The sequence below is a fragment of the Hymenobacter radiodurans genome (genome assembly GCF_004355185.1).
GTDB lineage: Bacteria > Bacteroidota > Bacteroidia > Cytophagales > Hymenobacteraceae > Hymenobacter > Hymenobacter radiodurans.
Window position 1 is genome coordinate 2,184,298 of sequence record NZ_CP037922.1, and the last position, 16,445, is coordinate 2,200,742.

Here is a 16,445-nt window from a genome sequence, read left to right on the forward strand (position 1 = left end):
AATCGGATTGCCTAGGCGCAAAAGAGGGCTTGATGAGCTATAAGGCGGCTTGCTCGAATTGGTGGCGGTGCTCACTAGTGGGCCGTAGCAGCAGCCGGTTGTGCGGATAGTCGATGATAAAATCAAAGCGCCGCAATACATCGAAGCCGAGCGTGCCGCTGCGGGCTACCGTAACCCGGTCAACCAGATTATGAGGGTCGGGGAAAGCCGTTTGCAAGGAGCGGAGCTGATAGGAGCCCAGCTGCAACAGCGCAATAGGACCCAGATAGCCCTGAATCAGCCCGCTGAAGCCGTAGCCCAAGTCAGCACGCTGGCGCTCTACTGGCAAAGTCAGCCGCGAATCCGAACCCATTTCCAGCGAGAGGGCGTGTCCGGCACCCGTATCCAGCATCAGGCGCAGCGGTATTGCCTGGGAGCCTGTTACGGCAATGTTGGTTGTGATATACGGCCTAGAGTCATCCAGCTCGATAGGCAAGCTGCTCCAGCTTTCGTCAGTAGCGGGGCGGGGCGCAGTGGGATCAGTAAACGTGATTTGGCCCTGCGTGGGGTGAATGGATACGATAAAGCTGCGAAACAGGTCGAAGCCCAAAATGCCATGAATTTGTATCCCCATCAGCGCCTCGAACGCAACGACCTGCTTTGAAACGACAATAAAATGCATGGAAGGCGCTTCAATGCCTGCAAACTCCACCCGTACGGAGTTTGTCCGATGAGCCAGTACGGGCGCTTTCTTGCCCACCCCGGATACGCTGTAGGATTTGGTAGTCTGCACGCCCAAGTGTCGCCCCAGTTTGGGGTTGGTGATGACGGAAGTAGCAATGCCGGTATCAAGCAGGAAGTTATACGGGCCTTTGCCGTTGAGATAAACCGGAATGACGAGTAGGTTGCCCTGGGACTTATACTCCATGGAAACCCGTTTCTGGTTGGCCTGCTTGAAGCGAAACGGCGAATCGAGAAATACTTCCGTATCCGGGGGCGCCGCACTGGCAAAGGCGGGGCAACCAACCAGCAAAAAAAGCCCCCCAAGCAGCCCGCAGATACTACGGCGCGCCCCTAGGCAAAGGAAAGAGAAAACAACTTGCCGGAAAGTGGCTACGGGAGCTTCGAACAAGCGCAGCCAGAGCGAGATAGTGGCCATAGAAGCAAGTGGCCCGGCGCCGCCGACACCCCCGTGGTGCCTTTTAGCCGAAAGCCGCCCCTATACACTCACTTTCAGGCGCCTGCTTCAATGCTTATTCTTTAAGGTGCCCGATTCTGCTCATAAGATGCCCGTTTTGCCGCCAGAAAGAAGGACCAGATAAGCACTAGTGAGCAGCTTCCACACCACGCAAAAACGGCCTTACCGTAATGGTAAGGCCGTTTTTGCGGGTAATACTACGACTGGTAAAGACACAGAAAAGCAGCCGGTACACGGCAAGGCTTCCAGCGTTCTGCTGGGGCGGGCTTGGAAATTCACTCACCATTTTTCCAAGCTCGCCGGGGAGTTGCAGCTCCCTGCCTCGCCGTGTACTTTTCGGCTACTGCCCTGGGGCAGCTAGTATGTGCCGGTACATTCTTACCAGCTGATTAACTCTGTAATAATGGCCTCAGCAAAACCTGTTTTTAGGCGCTGGGGGCTTTTTTTACTAGGCACTAGGGTTATTTGCTGCGGGTGATGAACGCCTTCACATTATCCCGGTAGAAACGAGTCCATTTGAGCGTGTGGCCGCCCGTGAGCTTGACTAAGTATTCCCCATTAAAATAGCCCTCCAACTCTTCTACATAATTCAGATTGATCAGATAGGAGCGGTGGATGCGCGCAAAGTCCGTCGGATCGAGGCGCTGGGCCAGCTGGGTAAGGCTCTCATACAGCACGTAGGAGCGCTGAAGCGTGTGCAGCGTAATGTAGCTGCCGTCGGCATCGAAGTAGAGAATATCGTCGACCTTAATAAAAAACAGTTTATGCTGTTCTTTCACCAGCAGCCGCTTCAATAGGGGGCGCGGCCCTGACAACTCGTCACCGGAGCTGCTCCCCGCTGACGAGTGCTGGGATGGAGTTACGTTGGCTTTCATAGAACAAAGCAGTTAACAATTCAGAGCTTACTTTTTGAGGTGAAATCAGGCGTTCTGAAAAGGATTCCCAGCATCGCGACGGCTATCAAGTGGCCGCTGACTTTTTCATACCAACACCCGCCCAATCAGGGCGACGCGCCATTCCACTTTTCAGGCGACCATCTATTGCGGCACTGCCCGACAAGACCGTGTTCCTGCTTTATTCCTGCGCACGAGGAGTAAATGCTTGCTGTCGTGGTTCGTTAGTAACTAAAAGACAGGCAGTCCGAAAAGAGGCTGCATCTCGGTACGAATAAATTCGTACCATCTGTTCAGCTTCTTACTTTGTCCCCCGCCAGCCTTCCAATCGATTGTTGGCTGGTTGAGGAATCTTATGAGCTTGGTAGTAGGCGCGCTTGCCCTACTCAGGCGGAGGCAAAGCAAGCGCGTCTGCCGAGGATACCGCCCGAAGTGGCAAACGTTACAGAAAATCTCGTTTTTATTTGCTGACGCCTTCTTGCGGGCAGTCCTGCGGCAAAAATCCAGATCAAGCGCATGGTTACTTCGTTGGTTGCAGGGAAATGCAAGCCGCTGGAGCGCTTAGCAATTCACTCGTTAGGCGTATGATAAGAAAGATGATGCCATGTATCTAAATATCTTATAATCAGCAATATGATGAAGGTAATTCGTTTTCGCTAACCCGATATGTGCGATTTTGATACACCCGCTGTCCGGTTCTGATACGCCTGGCGGACTACGAAAAAAGCCGCTTCGGTGAGGAAGCGGCTTTCTGAGGTTTGGTGGAAGAGAGGCTATTGGGCCGTGAAGGTGGTGCGGGTCACGGTGGCTAATCCATTTACCGTTTCTGTGTCCACGAGAATGAGTTGAGTTGCGCTTAACTCTTCAATTGTGCCGGTCAATTCTATTTCGGAGCTGAAGCCCGGAGCAATAGTGAAGGTAATAGTGCCCGAGAGCGTCTGGTCGTTGTTGGATAGGCTCCATTGGCCTGTGGTGGTTTGCGGGCTGGTGCCAAGGCACTTGGTTTTGCCCTCGTCCAGCGTGAGGACATTGCCGGCCTGAAACTTATACAGGTTGTCTTTCAGACAAGCATTTTCACTGGTGTAGATATCAACGGTCGCGTTGTTGCCTTTCTTTTCGGTGGCGGCAGTTATCATCCAGGGCTTAGCCATAAGCTTCTCGCTGGCCGTCTGGTTTGCGGGTTGCGGATCGTTGTTGTTGTCGTCGCCGCAGCTAACGAGTGCTCCGGCCAAAACCAGAGATAAAGCATAAGAGGAGAGCTTATTCATAAAAGGCAAACGAGAAAAGAAGAATAAAATTACAGGCAAAAAACTAACTCTACTACGCCTTCAGGCTGCGCTACTTTGTCCCCCGGAGACAAACCAAATACCAGCAGCCTTATCCATAAGTTGAAATATAGCGTGGCCAAAATACGGAGTTCTTAGAAAGTACGTTATACTGCCAACCCCTACGCTCAATTACCCGGCTGGGGGGCTTTTTTTACTGGCTATCACCTCAGTCCTATCCTGCGCTATGAGAAAGTTGCTGCTGCCCCTCGCATTATTGTCCACTGAGTGGGCTAGCGCCCAGACTGCCTGTCCAGTTCCAAAGTTGAAAGCTTTTCATAATAAGCAGGAGATCAACACGACAGGTAGTGCAGTGGTACCTACTATCAGTTTAACACTCACCAACGATCCGGCCTGCGCGACGCCGGTAAGCTATCAAATCAAAAAGGCGGAAATGGCCCTTATAAGAGGCCGCCGACCAGTGCTGCCCGCCAGATTGATACAAGGTTCGGAAGTTGGTATGGCCAGCTTTGCAAAATACGCGCAACCGGGTGACCGCATCTATATTGAGGTGCTCGATGTGGTGGCTACCACCGCTGGCGGCCAACCAAAGCCCTATCAGATGGTCCCTGAGCAAAATATTCACCTCAACTGGGTGCTCACCGAATAAACCGACGCAACTTATACTATGCCCGCACCTTTCTTCGCCGCGCCACGCACCTTTGCTTGGTTGAGAGGCAAAGTGATTAAAACCTCAGTGCCTTCCCCTTCCCGCGATTCAAAGGTGAGGGTGCCGCCGTGGCCTTTGGTGATGATGTCATAGCTCAATGACAGGCCCAGCCCGGTGCCTTCACCGGGTGGCTTCGTGGTGAAAAACGGTTGGAATACCTTCTTTGCTACCTCCGCCGGCATGCCCAACCCATTGTCGCGCACGCGTAACTCAACTTGCCCATTGTTTTGGCGCGTACTTACCTGCACCTCGGGCTGATAATGGGCAGTAGCGGCCGCGGCTTTCTGCTGCACGGCGTAGAAAGCGTTGGTGTATAGGTTCAGGAGTACTCGCCCAATATCTGGTGGTACTAGTGCCACGGGCTCCAGGCCAGCTTCAAAATCCCTGATTAGCTCGACTTCAAAGGCCGGCGCTTTGTTGCGCAGACTCTCATAAGCCAGGTTCAGGTGCTCGGCGGCCAGGGCATTCAGGTCGGTGGGTTTGCGCTCGCTGGTGCTGGGCCGCGCGTGCTCCAGCATACCCTTCACAATAGCGGAAGCCCGTCGCCCGTGCTGCGTAATCTTGTGTAGATTCTGCTCTAGCTCGTTGGCCAGCTCTTCTACCTCCTGATAATTTCCCGCGCGGGCTTCGGTTTGCAGCTCGTGGCTGATGTCGGCTGATACGTCGGCAAAATTGGTGACGAAATTCAACGGATTCTGAATTTCGTGGGCAATGCCGGCCGTTAGCTCGCCGAGTGCGGCCAGCTTTTCTGCCTGCACCAGCTGCGCCTGCGTGGCTTGCAATTCTTCCTGCTGGCGCTGAAGCTGCGCATTGGACCGCTGATTCTGCCGATTATTGCGCCAGAGTAGCACACTCAGCCCGGCTACAATTACCAGAACTGCCAACGACCCCAGCAGGAGCAGGCGCTGCTGACGATTCTGCTGCCGAATTAACTGTTGGTTGTGTGTCAGCAGCTGTATCTGCGACTGTTTTTTGTCCAGCGCATATTGGTACTGGAGAGCGGCCGTTCGGCGGGTCACTTCCTGATTGTCGAGGCTGTCGCGGTACGCCACAAACAAGGCCAGGTAGCGATAGGCATCGTCGAAGCGGCGGCGGTCCACGCTGGCCTGGGCGAGCACATCACTGGCATCGCGAATTGTGCTTTTATTGCCGGTGCGCTGGCCCGCTAGCAGCGCCGCGCGTCCGTATGCCCAGGCGCTGTCGGGTTGCTCCGTATCGAGGTAGGCGCGGGCTAGGATAAGCTGCACCAGCGGAATTCGGCCCACGTCATCCAGTTGCTTCATGCGTTGCAGGGCCCGGAAGGCCGCCGAAAAAGCTGCCTGGTAGTTGCCCAAGCGCTCGTCCATATCGGCTATACTATACATGCTCATGGTCACGCCGCCTTGGTTATTGAGCTCCTTGGCCAGCACGGCGCCCTGCTCGAAATAGCTTCGAGCCTGCGCCCACTGACCTTGAATGCGGCACAACTCGCCCAGCCCCGATACGCAATGGGCGATGCCATCCTGATCGCCTACGCCCCGCGCCAACTTCAGGCCCCGCACGAAGTACTGCCGGGCCTTTTGGTATTCGCCCAAGGCGATGCTCGTATTTCCCAGCTGAGTATTAAGCAGCGTCAGCCACTTCTGGCTGGGAATTGCATCAGCCAGCTTTAAGCCTTGGAAGCTGTAAGCCATGGCCTGCGCGTAGTTGCCCTGCCCGGAAGCGGTGTAGGAAAGGTTATACAGACACGAAATTTCATGCAGGCGGTCATTGAGCCGAATAAACAGCTTACGAGCCTTATTTGTGTAAGCGAGGGAAAGCTCATACTGATTGCGGAAGCGGTAATAAAAGCCCAAACCCAGCAAAGCGCGGGCTTCGCCAAAGGTGTAGCCAATTTCACGAGATAGGTTTAAGGCTTCCTCGTAGGCCGCTTTGGTTTGCTGGGGGGCATTTGCGCGCTGCACAAAAGCCAGAGTGTTGAGGCGGTTCACGCGGCCCGTATCACGCTGCGGATGCGCCTCCACCGCGGCCTGCCAGTGTCGGCCCACTGAGTCTTGCGCTTTTGCCTGAAAAAACAGGAAGCCAAGCAAACACAGCAGCAGGAGTGTTTTCATACTAATTCACTTGTTCGGAAATAACCTGCTAATAAGGTATTGATTCAAACTGACTTAGCAAAGCAAGGGTCTATTGTGGGGAGTAAAATAGTCCTACTGATTCTTGTTTTTGGACAGGCCAGGCATGCTCGGACCCTATCACTTGCAACAAATCAGTTGATGGAAGCAATGCCTACTGAGGCTGCCGCACACGGCGCACGCGCACTTGGTTGGCCGTGTTGTATTCCAGCAGCCATACATCACCATCGGGCGCTACCAGTCCGCTGGAGGCTGTCCACGGGGCACTCGATCTGGCTACTGTTGTGATATGGCCGCTGGGGCTTAGGCGCTGTACTTTTCGCAGATTGGTAACTGCGACGTAGATATTGCCTTGCCGGTCGGAGAAAATGCCCCCCAGGTTATGGTTCACCTTTGCGGTGGAGGGTGGGGCTTCGTCGAGGTTCCTTTTCAGGCACCTGATCGTCCCATCAGCGGCTAGTACATACAGGGCATCATCATCGACAAAATAGAACTGGCCATCTGGCGTAACGTGTTGCCAGCGTACGTCTTTGAAACGACCCCTAGCCAGCACCATTACTTTTCCACCGGGCAGTTTTTTCATGATACGGTAGGGTGCGTCACGCTCTGCCCAGTACATCGCACCCGAGTGGTCCCGGTTGAAACTGTAATTAGTCAAAAAGCCGGGTGTTGCAGGAATGACTTTGCTTAATTGCCCCCCAGAGCTCAGGCGCCACACGTAGTGCTTCCATTTGTTGGTAGCCTCGCCCTCGTACCAAAGGTGTTCGCCGTAGAGGTTGCCCTGCGGATCGAGGTAAAGCTCGTGGGTGTGCACGCGTGGTACCACAATGCGCTGCTGGCCATTGGGCGCACGCTTCCACACATTTTCCAGATCGGTGTAGTACACATTCCCCTGCGCATCCTGCACAATGCCCACGCCTGGATGCGCTGTTCCCTGGGTGGCGAGTAGCAGCAGAATGCCAAGTAGCAATGGCTTCATCATAAGGGGAGCAGCAGGTTGCTAAGCTTAAGATACAACGTATTGCGCTATGTTTTTGCCGGTCGGCTAATGAATCTCCAGGCTGTGGCCCTCGATAAAGTGGCTTTCCTTTCGTATCTTCTCTTTCTCAGCGCAACCCTGCCGTGGTGGCAATTTTTTGGGGTGCTGGGGGCAAATATGCTGTACCAACTAAGTTACGTCAGTAGGGCCGTGACGCCGCTGAGCTACCCGGAACTGCGCACCCTGGTGGCGCAAGCCCGAGCCTACAATGTCGCCCACGACATCACCGGCATCTTGTTTTATGGCGAAGGGAATTTTGCCCAAGTGCTGGAAGGCGAGCAGGCAGCAGTAGAGCGCCTGTTTGAGCGGATTCAGCACGATGCGCGGCACTACGACGTGACGGTAATTACACGCGTAGCGCGGCTTCAGCGCACGTATCCGCAGTGGGGCATGGCGGGCCATCGGCTGGCCGAAGCGCAGTTTGCTGAACTGGTGAAATACCTGCCCGAGGAATCGAACAGGCAGCCGTTGGCGGCTCGTCTGGAAGCATTTGTGGTTGAGAGTGAGCGGTTGTGAGCTTTGCCTGGGTGTGAACTCATCTGTAAACTATGCGTATGGGTATGACCAACCTTTGTACCTACACCTTTCATCCCCCTCGTATGAATTATTCTTTCTTTCGCCCCGCCGCGATGGCTGGGCTGATGGCTCCTGCCTTGGCGAGCTGCCTGCTGTTAAGCAGCTGTGATACCAAGCCGAAAGTCACCGAAACCGACACTCAGGCCACAGCAGCCGATAGCACCGCTAGCGCTACGGCCGCCGGTGAAGTGAAGCCTACCGGCGCAAAACCCGCGTGGGGGCCAAATTTGAAGCCCGAGATGCAGGCCGTTATCGAGCAGCTAATGAGTTTCAACAATAAGCCCTTGCCTGAACTGACCGCCGCCGAGGCCCGCAAGCAGCCGAGCCCCGCCGATGCGGCCATGAAACAGATGCAGGTGAGCAACATCACGCCCCCACCTATGCAGGTGGATACGGCCAGCCAAACCCTGATGACTGGGGTGAAAGCGCGTATTTATACGCCCAAAGCGGGCGCGGCTCCATTTCCGGTGATTGTGTATTACCACGGCGGTGGCTGGGTCATTGCCACCATCGATACGTATCACGCTTCTGCGCAGGCCCTGGCAGAGCAAACTGGAGCCGTGGTGGTGTCGGTGGAGTATCGGAAGGGGCCGGAGCATAAGTTTCCAACGGCCCACGACGATGCGTTTGCCGCCTATCAGTGGGCGCTGAAAAATGCCGCCAGCATTAAAGGCGACCCGAAGCGGGTAGCGGTGGCGGGCGAAAGCGCCGGTGGGGGCTTGGCGTGCGCCGTGAGCATGCAGGCCCGCGACAAAGGCGTGGCGCTGCCCAAGCACCAGTTGTTGGTGTACCCGATTGCCGGCTACGACACGACTACGCCTTCCTACCAAAAAAGCACGGAAACCGCGCCGCTTAATAAAGCAGGCATGGAGTGGTTCTTCAAGAATTATCTGCGTACGGCCGCCGACGGCAAAGACTCGCGCATTAACTTGGTGGCCGCAAATCTGAAGGGCTTGCCCCCGACGACCATTATTGCCGCCGAATATGACCCGCTGACGAGCGAAGGCAAGACCCTCGGCGATAAACTCACCGCGGCCGGCGTGAAAGTCAATTACAAACTGTACGAGGGCACCACCCACGAATTTTTCGGGATGGCGGCCGTTGTACCCGAAGCCAAGCAGGCGCAGAGCGTTGCTGTCGCTGATCTGAAGGGTGCACTGAAGTAAAGCTTGTCGTTGCATTCTATGAAAAGGCCCCCGCTCGTTGGAGTGGGGGCTTTTTTGGGTCATTTACAATAGATCGGCTGGCTGATTCTTTCTGCCGCGGGGTACCTATCTACTCATTTACCGACTTTGCTAGTGGAGCAAGCCACAATGCAATGGTCAGGTTGCCTTCGTTAGCTTTGTAGCGCGGCTCAGCGGCAGATTGCCGGGTCGTAGTCGGGGCAGTATGTAGGGCTTGGCATGGAAAATCAGGCCGGCATAATATCCCAAAAGCAACAGGCTTTATCACAGCTCACATGGTCAGCAAAGCGTTAAAAACCCGCGTAGAACAGCTCAAACAAAAGAAATACCGCAAGCGGTTGGGGCTGTTTCTGGTGGAGGGCGGCAAAAGTGTGCTGGAACTGCTGGCTTCTGAGCTAGTAACAGAACGCGTGTTTTTGACACCGGAGTTTGCCGCCAAAATTCCGCTGCTGCCGGCTGCGGTGCCTTTCGAGGTGATAACAGAAGATGAGCTGACCCGCCTCGGGACGCTGGCTACCAATACGACGGCGCTGGCCATTGCCCACCTGCCGGCCGAGCGGCCACTTTTGCCCCCCACGGCCAGCCTGCTACTTGCCTTGGACCAAGTGCGCGACCCCGGCAACATGGGCACGCTCATTCGTCTGGCCGACTGGTACGGCCTGCAAGGTGTGGTGTGCTCCGATACCTGCGCCGACCCATGGGCACCCAAAACCGTAGCGGCTACTATGGGCTCTTTTGCCCGTGTTTCCGTCTGGCAGCGCGATTTGCCCCAGTGGCTCGACAATTTGCCCCCCAGCGTGCCCCGCTACGGCGCCCACCTCGAAGGCGACAATGTACACCGCCTCACGCTGCGCCCCGCGGGTGTGCTCATCATGGGCAGCGAGTCACATGGCCCCCGGCCGGAGGTGCTGGAGCGCCTCACGCAACGATTGTATATTCCGGGAGCTGGCGGCGCGGAAAGCCTGAACGTGGCTATCTCAGCGGCTATTCTGCTGGATAACTTCCATCGGGAACTGTAGAAGATAACGGCTGCTATTTTTAAAGGCTCAAAGCTTCTTGTTGGTTACGGTAGACTTTGCTTAAATAGCAATGAACTAAAAAGCCCTGGCGCATGCGCCAGGGCTTTTTGGTTTTAGGTTAAGTTTTAGGTAATTAGAAACCTAGGCCCACCGTGAAGCCAACGGTATTGCCTTGAAACTCATAATTACTCACCGCATTCGCTTTTCCGGTGGCCAGATCAATCGTGTGCAGCTTCGTGACGTCCCTAGCACCAAAGAGGGTAATCAGCGCATACGCCGTATTGGTGGTACTGCTAATATCAAAGTCGGCTTTAACGACTTGGACGCCCAGGTTCCCCACCTTGGCTAAGGCCCCCATACCGGCAGGGCTTTGCACATAGAGATCGTTTCGATAGGTATCAATCAGATACAAGTTCGTTGCCTTCGCGCCGGCCACGTTCTGGTCGTGGGCCGCGCCCACGGTAGTCAAGAAATTATTGGCGGCCTGAGGCAGCGTTAAGCTGGGCTGCGCGGTAGCCGTAGCATCCGTAGGGTTCACTAATATGACGGGATTCACGCCGCCCCCCCGCAACTCCTCACTGCCGATTACGCGAATCCGATCGAGGACTGGATCAAAGTCAAATCCTACTAGCCCAACTATTTTGAAATTAGTGGAGCCTACAGCAGTAGCAGCACCTGTGGCAGCATTAATGGTATAGAGACGGTCGCTGCTAGTGAATATGCTTCTGGTGATGGCATAGAGCTGCCCATTAGCTGGGCGAAAGTCCAATCCTGAAACGCTTTCAGTGGCTGGTATTCCTGTAATAGGCTTGGATACAACGCCAGCCCCCAAGTTGGAAGGATCAAAAATTAACAGCTCAGGCCTTGTAGTTCTTTCCTCAAAATTGATGAGTGTACTACTAACGGCATAAGCTACAGGCCGCGTAGGAATAGCTAGGCCTGTATAGCCCAGACTAGGGTCATAGGTGGTGAGGGTACGGGCGGCACCAGTTTGCACGTCTAGCGTGAAAAGGGTAGGCTTGCCATCCACCTGAAACAGCCCTAGTCCTGAGTCACTTTTAGGGTCAATATCAAAGCCGCCCTCACCCGTAAAGTTGATTTTGAGGTCAGCTACTGTTTCTAAGGTGCCTTCATTTGGAGAACTTAGCTTGTACAGCTTTTTAGTAGCTGCATCCAGTGCAAAAAGCTCAGTAGCGGTGGCTCCCGCTATATTATTGGTGTAGGCCACAGCCGATACAGAAGCGCCAGCTACGCCTTTAAGTGAGCCATCAACAAGAACACCAGCTCCCGTTTCTGGATTAACCCGCAAGTTTTGGCCTGTACTCGTGACGATACGAATGCGGTCGACGGTAGGATTAAAGTCAAAGCCCACCAAGTCTCCTGCTACAGCCGGAGTAAAAGGACCTGCACCAATGGCGCGGGCCTCCCCAGTTGACTGATTGATTACGTAAATACGGCTAGTGCTGCCCAAACCATATAGCTGCCCCGTAGCCGGACGGAAGTCAATAGCTAAGATCTTTTCTCCTGCCTGTAAACCAGTGATAGCAGCAGAGCTTGAGCGGCGTGTCGGGCTGTGAGTTGAGTACGCATCTAGCTTGTTGCCATTCGATAAGGCGTAGAAAGGAATATCAAGACCAAAGTTGGATGGCGGCGAAGCAGGCTTAGGAAAGTACTGCTCTAGGATGTCTTCGCAGCTCGTGAGCGACATCAGCAGCAAGGCGGCGGCACCAAGTTTAGTAAGAGTTGAGATTGTCTTCATATAGGGATGTGATTATGCCCTTACAGGCATCAGGAAGTTGTGAAAGCCCTGGCGCATGTGCCAGGGCTTCTTCTTTTGGTAAAAACGAGCTAGTTAGAAGCCCAAGCCTAGGGTAAAGCCGCGTAGTTGATATTCTCCTCGGTCTGAGAGACCGATAAAGTCGATCTCCCCAATGGAAGTGGCGGCGCCCGTCGCCAGATTAATCGTGTAGAGTTCGGTCGGGCCCGGCCGGGTAGCGGTTTGGGTTTCTGGGTTAAATACCCCACTAGGAGTAGAAACAAAGTAGGCCGTGTTGCTAATGCCGCCTATATCCAGATGAATATCGCCGGATACGTTAATGCCGAGGCTGCCAATTTCAATCATGTTGCCCGTGTTAGGCGGATTAACTTGGTACAATTTGTCGGTACCATAGTCAACAACATACAACTTGGTTGTACTCGCGCCAGCGTAGTTATTATCATACGCCGCAGCTGAAATAAAGGTAGGGTCTGGATTCAGTATCCCGTCTCGGATGACGGCTGCGCTGACCGGGTTAATACGATAATTCTCACCCCCCCGGGCACAATGTGGCGCATAACATCCGTGACAGGATCGAAGTCGAATCCGATAGCGCCACCCGGTATAAATGTGGTGAAGGCGTTCATTAACGTGGCTGCTCCGGTGGTCAGGTTTATGGTATAAATTCCCCCAAAGTCTCCCTCCGCGTAAAGCTGCCCGGTGGCAGGCCGGAAATCGATGCTTCGAAACAGTTCGTTGTTGCGCAGGCCGGAAATAGGCTTGCTAACAAAGCCCGCGGCGGGATTAGTGGGGTTAAATGTGACTAGCTCTGTGACACAGCCTATAGCGCGGGAGCATAAAAGAACGGCCGCATACGCCACGGGCTGCGTTGGGATGGCAATTGCCGAGTAACCGGAGTTGCTAGTATACTGGGCTAACGGCCGCGCAGCTCCTGTTGCAAGGTTTACGGAGAAAAGAGTAGGATTGCCACTTACGGCATACAAACCCAAGGCCGTACCGGTCTTGGCATCAATGTCAAAGCCGCCATCGCCGCTGATATTCAGGTTGAGCGCTCCTATGGCAGCTAAAGTGCCATCATTGGGTGGGTTGACTACATACAGCTGCTTGTCAACGGTGTTAATCCCGTACAAAACGGTGGTTGTCGCGCCAGCCGTGTTATTGGTGTAGGCCGCTCCCGTCAGGAGTGCGCCCCCTGCTGCTCCATTCACAGGGCCATCGGTGGCCGCTACGGTGCCGGTCTCGGGATTCAGCCGCAGATTCTGGCCCGTGCTGGTCACCAGCCTGATGCGGTCCACGGTCGGGTTGAAGTCAAAGCCCACCAATTCCCCGATTATAGCAGGCGTGAAAGCGCCACTACCCATGGCACGGGCCAAGCCCGTATTTTGGTTAATCACATACAGGCGGCTGCTACTGCCCACCCCATAGAGCTGGCCCGTAGCGGGCCGGAAGTCCATGGCCAGGATACGCTCGCCACTCTGCAGGCCCGTAATAGCTACGGAGCTTGTTCTGGTGGATGGATCCTTCGTCGAAAACCCATCAAGCCGGGTGCCGCCCGACAAAGCGTAGAAGGGAATATCGAGCCCCAGATTGGGGAAAGTAGGAATAGTAGGCGACGGAGTAGGCTTAGGAAAGTACTGCTCCAAGATGTCTTCGCAGCTCGTGAGCGACATCAGCAGCAAGGCAGCGACTCCAAGCTTGGTAAAAGGAAAGCTTGTTTTCATACAAAGTGGATAAGTAAATAAGAAAGGAAGGATACAACTAATGAGAAAGGCAGGGCAAAGGCCCCGACTCAGGCGCCGGGACTTTTTTAGCGAATAAGTCAGATAGGCTTGGGAAGTGGTGATGTTTAAAAGCCGAGCCCCGCGGCTACCCCCACTGTTTGCGGGTCAAAGATGCCCACCATCCTCAGTTCCGTCGCTCTGCCCGTGGCTAAATCAATGGTGTATAAACTTTTGCTATTCTGGCCGTTATTCCCAATGGCATAGCCGGTATTGGTGGTGCCACTAATATCAAACTGATATATTCCATTCCTCTCATCCGTCGCAACCGTGCCGACCTCCGTGAGGGTACCCGCATTAGGGAATTCAGCCGGTAAAGCTTGTTGAGCGAGTTGATTGGCAAGGTGCTGCGATCAAGACCCAACGCATATAAGTCGGTCGTGGTCGCGCCGGTCGTGCTATTCGTATAGGCCACGCCATAAATAGCCTGGGTGCTGGGGTTGAGGCGCTCATCCTCCACCACTGTTCCATCCGTGGGATTTACCCGCAGGTTTTGGCCTGTGCTGCTGACGATACGCAGACGATCCGTCACCGGATCAAAGTCAATCGCATAGCCAAAGGAATCCATAGTGAACGGAATGGTAGCCACGAGCGTCGCCGTAAAGGTGCCCAGATCAATCGTGTAAAGTTGCATAGACTGGGTAAACCCATACAACTGGCCGGTAGCGGGCCGGAAGTCGACATCAACCAACTGTTCGCGCTCTAACCCAATAATACGCCTAGTTCCATAGGCAGAAGAGCTCGTAGGATCAACAATGAGTAAGTCATTAAATCGTTCACCTCGGATTCCCTGAATATATCTAGCTGCATACAGCACAGGTCGGGTGGGAATAGCAAGACCCGTATAAGCAGCGTTGGCCGCATATTGGGCTAAAGGACGAGCCGCGCCACTCGCGAGATCCACGGCAAACAGCGTCGGGTTGCCATTAACCGCATATAAACCGAGAGCTGTGCCGGTCCTCGCATCAATGTCAAATCCGCCACCGCCGCTGATGTTGAGGTTTAGATTACCGACGGGCACCACGGCCCCAGCATTGGGTGGATTCACCAGGTAGAGTTGTTTAGCAGCCGCATCAATAGCGTAAAGTGCCGTACTCGCGGTGGCGGGCACATTATTGGTGTAGGCGGCCCCTGTCAGGGCGACATTCGTCGCCCCATTGATGATGCCATCCGTAGCGGCTACTGTGCCCGTTTCCGGGTTCAGGCGTAGGTTCAGGCCCGTGGAAGTCACGAGGCGAATGCGGTCGACGGTGGGGTTGAAGTCAAAGCCGACTAAATTGCCCCCAAGGCCGGCGTAAATGCTCCTGAGCCAATGGCCCGCGCGGTGCCCGTATTCTGGTTAATCACATACAACCGGCTGGCGCTGCTAACCCCGTAGAGCTGGCCCGTGGCGGGGCGGAAGTCGATAGCTAAAATCGTTTCCCCACTCTGTAGGCCGGTGATGGCCACGGAGCTGGTGCGCGTGGCCGCATCCTTGGTAGAGTAAGCATCCAGCCTAGTTCCAGCTGACAGTGCGTAGAAGGCAATGTCCTGCCCTAGAGGTGGAAAGGTGGGGATAGTAGGCGGCGTAGGAGTGGGTTTGGGGAAGTACTGCTCCAAGATGTCTTCGCAGCTACTCAGCGAGGATAATAGGAGAACTGCCACGCCCCACTTGGCGAGGGAAGATGTTTTTAGCATAGAAACGAGAAGATAGGATGGAAAGAAGAATGAATATAATTCATGTAATTTCCCCTTACGCAACCCTATTACGTTTAGATGCTGGTATTTTACATTTTTTTACTAGTCTAGTATTTCAGCCTAAATCAATGACTTATAGCTTATAATTGGATTTAGTCTGTAGCCTGTTTAGTTGATACTTATAGGTACAGGAACACACCAGTGATTTGAGCTTGAAGATTAATAGACATGTAAAAAAGCCCCCCATGTGGCGGGTATAAAGCATATCATCACTGAAAATTAGGATAATGATCTGTGTAGTTCCTGCCAGCAGTAATGAACAGCGAATCCATCAATCATTGCACTTTACGGCCATCGAGCTTACACTTCTGGATAGTATGCAGGTACCGGCTAGTTTACTGGTACCACCAGCACCGGAACCGGGCTGCGTGCAATAACGTGCGCCGTGACGCTGTGGTGAAAAAGCCCCCCAAGGTAGCTGCGCGAGCGCGACAGCACCACCACTAAGTCGGGGCTCACTTGAGGGATGGCTTCGAGCACGCCCGCCGCCGGATCGGTGTGGAGAAAGCCGCGTAGGTCCACCGATTTAGTGCCATCTGTCAGGCCGCTTCCCTGCACGTGCCTCAGCGCTCGGGCGCAGGCGGCATCATCTTCCTGAACGGTTACGTGAACGACCGTTACCTCGGCTTTGATGTTTTGGAGCAGCTGGGTGACTGCCCCCGAGTTGACGAGCACAAAGCTCTCCTGATCCACGGCTACCATCACGCGGCGGGGCAGGGTGGTGGCCGGAGCAGAATCGGGCACCACCAGCACCGGAAACTGCGCGGCCCGCAGCAGGTCGAGAGTGGTAGCGCTCAACTGCTCGGGCGATGCGTGCCCGGCTGCTGGCAATCCTATCACAAACAGGCCCTGCTGGTAGCGGGTCACCAGGTCCTTTGCCACTTCCGGCAGCAGGTCGGTGGCCAGCTCCACGGTGGCCGGGGTGTGCAGCTGCGTAGTCAGGCGTTCCAGCTGAGTTGCCGTATCGGCCTCCAGATCGAGCTCCTGGCGCCGCCAGCCTTCCCCGGCAAACATATAAAGGTCATAGAGGGAAGAGCGGTTTACGTGCAGCAGCACCAAGCGTCCGCCCTGGGCGCAGGCCAGGTCATCGGCATAGTGCAGCGCTCGTAGGGCGGCCGGGTAGAAGTTGGTGAGCACAAGCAGAGAAATGCCCATAGCG

The 16,445-nt window shown here is 54.7% G+C and carries 14 protein-coding genes and 2 pseudogenes; 4 read left to right on the forward strand and 12 right to left on the reverse strand.

Translation table 11 applies throughout. From position 1 onward, the window contains the following. Nucleotides 1-37: 37 nt before the first annotated feature. The 3 genes from EPD59_RS10270 to EPD59_RS10280 all read right to left on the reverse strand — a co-directional run bounded on the left by EPD59_RS10270 (nucleotide 38) and on the right by EPD59_RS10280 (nucleotide 3,338). Complete coding sequence (locus EPD59_RS10270) at nucleotides 38-1,138, reverse strand: pepsin/retropepsin-like aspartic protease family protein (RefSeq protein ID WP_133272696.1); 1,101 nt, start codon at nucleotides 1,136-1,138, stop codon at nucleotides 38-40. Between the two features lie 500 nt (nucleotides 1,139-1,638). Beyond that, nucleotides 1,639-2,052: a LytR/AlgR family response regulator transcription factor gene (locus EPD59_RS10275; RefSeq protein WP_133272697.1), complete on the reverse strand. Its 414-nt coding sequence runs from the start codon at nucleotides 2,050-2,052 to the stop codon at nucleotides 1,639-1,641. 791 nt (nucleotides 2,053-2,843) lie between these two features. Continuing rightward, entirely contained in the window at nucleotides 2,844-3,338 is a 495-nt protein-coding gene (locus tag EPD59_RS10280; RefSeq protein WP_133272698.1) for a hypothetical protein, read from the reverse strand. Between the two features lie 244 nt (nucleotides 3,339-3,582). On the opposite strand from EPD59_RS10280, the gene EPD59_RS10285 reads away from it, so the two are divergent. Continuing rightward, nucleotides 3,583-4,005, forward strand: coding sequence for a GldM family protein (locus EPD59_RS10285; RefSeq protein WP_133272699.1), 423 nt, complete (start codon nucleotides 3,583-3,585; stop codon nucleotides 4,003-4,005). An 11-nt stretch (nucleotides 4,006-4,016) separates the two neighbouring features. Here the strand turns inward: EPD59_RS10285 and EPD59_RS10290 are convergent, their stop codons facing one another. Next, nucleotides 4,017-6,158 carry a tetratricopeptide repeat-containing sensor histidine kinase gene (locus EPD59_RS10290; protein WP_133272700.1) on the reverse strand — a complete coding sequence of 714 codons (2,142 nt, stop codon included), beginning with the start codon at nucleotides 6,156-6,158 and terminating at the stop codon, nucleotides 4,017-4,019. Between the two features lie 172 nt (nucleotides 6,159-6,330). Next, on the reverse strand, nucleotides 6,331-7,158 hold the full coding sequence (locus tag EPD59_RS10295; protein WP_133272701.1) for an NHL repeat-containing protein: 828 nt from the start codon (nucleotides 7,156-7,158) through the stop codon (nucleotides 6,331-6,333). A 66-nt stretch (nucleotides 7,159-7,224) separates the two neighbouring features. Here EPD59_RS10295 and EPD59_RS10300 point away from each other — a divergent pair, with 66 nt between their 5' ends. The 3 genes from EPD59_RS10300 (at nucleotide 7,225) to EPD59_RS10310 (ending at nucleotide 9,994) form a co-directional block, all read left to right on the forward strand. Next, nucleotides 7,225-7,731, forward strand: coding sequence for a BLUF domain-containing protein (locus tag EPD59_RS10300; RefSeq protein ID WP_133272702.1), 507 nt, complete (start codon nucleotides 7,225-7,227; stop codon nucleotides 7,729-7,731). 83 nt (nucleotides 7,732-7,814) lie between these two features. Next, nucleotides 7,815-8,957: an alpha/beta hydrolase gene (locus EPD59_RS10305; RefSeq protein ID WP_133272703.1), complete on the forward strand. Its 1,143-nt coding sequence runs from the start codon at nucleotides 7,815-7,817 to the stop codon at nucleotides 8,955-8,957. Nucleotides 8,958-9,250: 293 nt separating this feature from the next. After that, nucleotides 9,251-9,994 carry an RNA methyltransferase gene (locus EPD59_RS10310; protein WP_133272704.1) on the forward strand — a complete coding sequence of 248 codons (744 nt, stop codon included), beginning with the start codon at nucleotides 9,251-9,253 and terminating at the stop codon, nucleotides 9,992-9,994. A 133-nt stretch (nucleotides 9,995-10,127) separates the two neighbouring features. Here the strand turns inward: EPD59_RS10310 and EPD59_RS10315 are convergent, their stop codons facing one another. The 7 genes and pseudogenes from EPD59_RS10315 to EPD59_RS10345 all read right to left on the reverse strand — a co-directional run bounded on the left by EPD59_RS10315 (nucleotide 10,128) and on the right by EPD59_RS10345 (nucleotide 16,441). Continuing rightward, the gene (locus EPD59_RS10315; RefSeq protein ID WP_133272705.1) at nucleotides 10,128-11,753 is read right to left on the reverse strand and encodes a DUF4394 domain-containing protein; all 1,626 of its coding nucleotides are present in this window, start codon (nucleotides 11,751-11,753) and stop codon (nucleotides 10,128-10,130) included. A gap of 93 nt (nucleotides 11,754-11,846) precedes the next feature. Further along, the gene (locus EPD59_RS23210) at nucleotides 11,847-12,356 is read right to left on the reverse strand and encodes a DUF4394 domain-containing protein (RefSeq protein WP_317128532.1); all 510 of its coding nucleotides are present in this window, start codon (nucleotides 12,354-12,356) and stop codon (nucleotides 11,847-11,849) included. Further along, nucleotides 12,248-13,492 (reverse strand): DUF4394 domain-containing protein, encoded by a 1,245-nt coding sequence (locus EPD59_RS10325; RefSeq protein WP_133272707.1) that lies wholly within the window; start codon nucleotides 13,490-13,492, stop codon nucleotides 12,248-12,250. The genes EPD59_RS23210 and EPD59_RS10325 overlap by 109 nt, the downstream gene beginning before the upstream one ends. 125 nt (nucleotides 13,493-13,617) lie before the next feature. Beyond that, a pseudogene (locus EPD59_RS24095) lies at nucleotides 13,618-13,812 on the reverse strand (DUF4394 domain-containing protein); the annotation flags it as partial. Nucleotides 13,813-13,943: 131 nt separating this feature from the next. After that, nucleotides 13,944-14,780: pseudogene (locus EPD59_RS22455) on the reverse strand (DUF4394 domain-containing protein); the annotation flags it as partial. A gap of 41 nt (nucleotides 14,781-14,821) precedes the next feature. Then, nucleotides 14,822-15,226, reverse strand: coding sequence for a DUF4394 domain-containing protein (locus tag EPD59_RS10340; protein ID WP_133272709.1), 405 nt, complete (start codon nucleotides 15,224-15,226; stop codon nucleotides 14,822-14,824). A gap of 390 nt (nucleotides 15,227-15,616) precedes the next feature. Next, the gene (locus EPD59_RS10345; protein ID WP_133272710.1) at nucleotides 15,617-16,441 is read right to left on the reverse strand and encodes a universal stress protein; all 825 of its coding nucleotides are present in this window, start codon (nucleotides 16,439-16,441) and stop codon (nucleotides 15,617-15,619) included. Nucleotides 16,442-16,445 lie beyond the last annotated feature (4 nt).

Excerpts from the sequence above, each read along its gene's own strand:
- EPD59_RS10270 (WP_133272696.1), bottom strand. The coding sequence starts at position 1,138 with ATGGCCACTATCTCGCTCTGGCTGCGCTTGTTCGAAGCTCCCGTAGCC.
- EPD59_RS10275 (WP_133272697.1), bottom strand. The coding sequence starts at position 2,052 with ATGAAAGCCAACGTAACTCCATCCCAGCACTCGTCAGCGGGGAGCAGC.
- EPD59_RS10280 (WP_133272698.1), bottom strand. The coding sequence starts at position 3,338 with ATGAATAAGCTCTCCTCTTATGCTTTATCTCTGGTTTTGGCCGGAGCA.
- EPD59_RS10285 (WP_133272699.1), top strand. The coding sequence starts at position 3,583 with ATGAGAAAGTTGCTGCTGCCCCTCGCATTATTGTCCACTGAGTGGGCT.
- EPD59_RS10290 (WP_133272700.1), bottom strand. The coding sequence starts at position 6,158 with ATGAAAACACTCCTGCTGCTGTGTTTGCTTGGCTTCCTGTTTTTTCAG.
- EPD59_RS10295 (WP_133272701.1), bottom strand. The coding sequence starts at position 7,158 with ATGATGAAGCCATTGCTACTTGGCATTCTGCTGCTACTCGCCACCCAG.
- EPD59_RS10300 (WP_133272702.1), top strand. The coding sequence starts at position 7,225 with ATGAATCTCCAGGCTGTGGCCCTCGATAAAGTGGCTTTCCTTTCGTAT.
- EPD59_RS10305 (WP_133272703.1), top strand. The coding sequence starts at position 7,815 with ATGAATTATTCTTTCTTTCGCCCCGCCGCGATGGCTGGGCTGATGGCT.
- EPD59_RS10310 (WP_133272704.1), top strand. The coding sequence starts at position 9,251 with ATGGTCAGCAAAGCGTTAAAAACCCGCGTAGAACAGCTCAAACAAAAG.
- EPD59_RS10315 (WP_133272705.1), bottom strand. The coding sequence starts at position 11,753 with ATGAAGACAATCTCAACTCTTACTAAACTTGGTGCCGCCGCCTTGCTG.
- EPD59_RS10325 (WP_133272707.1), bottom strand. The coding sequence starts at position 13,492 with ATGAAAACAAGCTTTCCTTTTACCAAGCTTGGAGTCGCTGCCTTGCTG.
- EPD59_RS10340 (WP_133272709.1), bottom strand. The coding sequence starts at position 15,226 with ATGCTAAAAACATCTTCCCTCGCCAAGTGGGGCGTGGCAGTTCTCCTA.
- EPD59_RS10345 (WP_133272710.1), bottom strand. The coding sequence starts at position 16,441 with ATGGGCATTTCTCTGCTTGTGCTCACCAACTTCTACCCGGCCGCCCTA.